Raw genomic sequence first — 2260 nt, 5'->3', positions numbered from 1 at the left:
GTTCCGGTCGCGGCTCGCGGACTGGGGCCCGCGCGAGGAGGACCGGTGGCGGGCCCGCCTCGCGCTGCCCGGCGCGTACCACGTGGCGGCCTTCGTGGACGGACGAGCGGTCGGCACGACGAGCGGCCTCCCCGCCGGGGACGGCACGGTGGAGCTGCACTCGGTGTGGGTCGCGACGGCGGTACGGGGCCGCGGCGTGGGCGGCCTGCTGCTCGACGCGGTCGAGCAGTGGGCCCGCGGCACCGGGGCGGAGCGGCTGCGCCTCGGCGTGCTGGCGGGAAACACGGCGGCGCGGGCGGTGTACGCGCGGCGGGGGTTCGTGGCGGAGGGGGCGGGGGACGGGGCGGAGGTGCGGATGACGAAGCGGGTCGCGGAGGCGTGAAAGGGGCTCCCACGCCTCCCTGCTCACAGATCGTCCGGGAGGAGTCGGAAGGCTTTGTGGCCGGTCAGGGGCCGGACCATGCGGAAGTGACGATCGGCGGTGAACATGGCATCGGTCCGGTATGCGGCGGCCAGAGCCACGTTCATGGCGTCGGTCAACCCGATGCCCTTCCCTCCGTCCGCGTCCGCGTATCCCTCCGCGACGGCGATCGCCGCACTCAAGTGCGCGGCGACAGGGGGCACTTCGAACCGCCGGGTGGCCGTGTTGCGTTCGATGAACCTGGCCGCGGCCAACGCACTGCGGGGACCGCCTCTCGCCGTGATCAGGTAGTCCAGTTCGGCCAGGACCATGGGCGAGACGATGAGGTGGCTGATGGCTGCCAGCGCCCCCTTGTGCGCCTCGTGCCCAGTGAGTTTCGGATCGAGCAGACGGTAGAGGGCATTGGTGTCGGCGATGGCGACGAGGCTCACGATCCCATCCCCCTGAGCACGTCCTCCATCTCCTCGTCCGTGAGGTCGGGGAGGTCGAGCTCCGGCAGGTCGACGGGGCCCATGGGATCGGTCGGGTACGGGGGGACGTCGTCGTCGGTGATCGGGATGACGCGAGCGACGGCGACGCCGTTCTTCGTGACGACGACGGTCTCGCCCCGGGCCGCGGCGGCAAGGATCTGCGAGGACTTCTGATTGAACTCGCGGGCGGTGGCTTCCATGTAGTACATGTTACTACCGCACCGTCTCCGGTCGCCCTTGATCCGCCCGCACCGTTCGCGGCCGCAGGACTCTAGCGTGGCCCCCATGGTGAACAAGGGTGGGGTGGGGGACGTGGCCGGTGGGTTGGGGCCTCTTGCGGCGGAGCTGGGGGTCGAGGTGGTCGAGGTCGATGGGCGGGCCGCTTCCGCCGATGATCTGTTGTGGCGGGCCATGCGGTCCGACGGGCACTTCACCGCCGCGCAGGTGCGGGGCGGGAAGGTGCGCGGGCCGGGGGTGCATCTGGAGCGGTTGCGGGCCGCGTCGTGGGAGTTGTGGGGGGACGCGCTCGATACGGGACTCGTGCGCGAGCGGGTGCGGCACGCGCTCGCGTCCTCGCGGGCGCGTGATGCCGCCCTGCGCGTGTACGTGCACCGGCCCGCCGGGGCGCTCTCGCTGATGGTGACCCTCGCCGCGCCCACCGGGGTCGGCGACGAGCCGCTGCGGGTCCGCTCGGTCCCGTACGTACGGCCCTTCCCGCACGTCAAACACCTCGGCGGCTTCGCCCAGACGCAGCACGGGCGGCTCGCCGCGCGGGACGGGTACGACGAGATCCTGCTCACCGGGCCGGACGGCGAGGTGGCCGAGGGCGGCGTCACGAACGTCCTCTTCTGGGACGGCGAACGCCTCGTGCTGCCCACCGCGCCCGCCCTCGCAGGGACGACGCTCACGCTCCTGGAACAGGGGCTGCCCGGCGCCGGGCTCGCGCCCGCCCGGCGGCCGGTGCGCCTCGCGGACCTGGCCGGGTTCCGCTCCGTGTTCCTCGCGAACTCGCGCGGCATCGTCGCCGTCGGCGAGATCGACGGGCACGCCTACGCGGTGGACGAAACGCTGCTCGGGCGGCTGCGCGCGGTGTACGAGGCGGTGCCCTGGGAGGAGGTCTGAGCCGCCGTCCGCTGATGGGCTGTCACCCGTACGCCCGCGCTGAGCGCGCGGTGCGGAGCGGGCCGGGCTTACCTCGAAGGCGGGGCGCGTTCGGCTTCGCGGCACGCAGAGGTCGCGAGCGGGCCCCCGCGGAAGGAGGACCATGCCCGCGAGGCGTACGCGCAACGGTGCGGTGGCCGCCCTTGTCCTGGCCGGGGGGTGCGCGCTGCCGGCGGTCGCCGCCGCGGCGGAGCCCGCCCCGGCCCCC

Annotated in this window: 4 protein-coding genes; 2 read left to right on the top strand and 2 right to left on the bottom strand. The window is 73.8% G+C overall.

What is annotated here, in order from left to right; genetic code table 11:
* A partial coding sequence (locus tag G3I42_RS20440; RefSeq protein ID WP_164287964.1) for a GNAT family N-acetyltransferase occupies window positions 1-382 on the top strand: 382 nt, incomplete at its 5' end.
* 23 nt (window positions 383-405) lie between these two features.
* Here G3I42_RS20440 and G3I42_RS20435 read toward each other — a convergent pair.
* On the bottom strand, window positions 406-852 hold the full coding sequence (locus G3I42_RS20435; RefSeq protein WP_164287962.1) for a PIN domain-containing protein: 447 nt from the start codon (window positions 850-852) through the stop codon (window positions 406-408).
* Window positions 849-1091, bottom strand: coding sequence for a type II toxin-antitoxin system prevent-host-death family antitoxin (locus tag G3I42_RS20430; protein WP_164287960.1), 243 nt, complete (start codon window positions 1089-1091; stop codon window positions 849-851). The genes G3I42_RS20435 and G3I42_RS20430 overlap by 4 nt, the downstream gene beginning before the upstream one ends.
* An 85-nt stretch (window positions 1092-1176) precedes the next feature.
* Here G3I42_RS20430 and G3I42_RS20425 point away from each other — a divergent pair, with 85 nt between their 5' ends.
* Entirely contained in the window at window positions 1177-2013 is an 837-nt protein-coding gene (locus G3I42_RS20425; RefSeq protein ID WP_164287958.1) for an aminotransferase class IV, read from the top strand.
* The last annotated feature ends 247 nt before the right edge of the window (window positions 2014-2260 follow it).

Origin of the sequence: Streptomyces sp. SID11385 (assembly GCF_010548245.1) — a bacterium.
GTDB lineage: Bacteria > Actinomycetota > Actinomycetes > Streptomycetales > Streptomycetaceae > Streptomyces.
The sequence above is the reverse complement of the archived record's forward strand: the minus strand, read 5'-3'. Positions and strand labels throughout refer to the sequence as shown.

Coding starts and splice junctions, on each gene's coding strand:
- G3I42_RS20425 (WP_164287958.1), top strand. CDS start 1,177: ATGGTGAACAAGGGTGGGGTGGGGGACGTGGCCGGTGGGTTGGGGCCT.
- G3I42_RS20430 (WP_164287960.1), bottom strand. CDS start 1,091: ATGGAAGCCACCGCCCGCGAGTTCAATCAGAAGTCCTCGCAGATCCTT.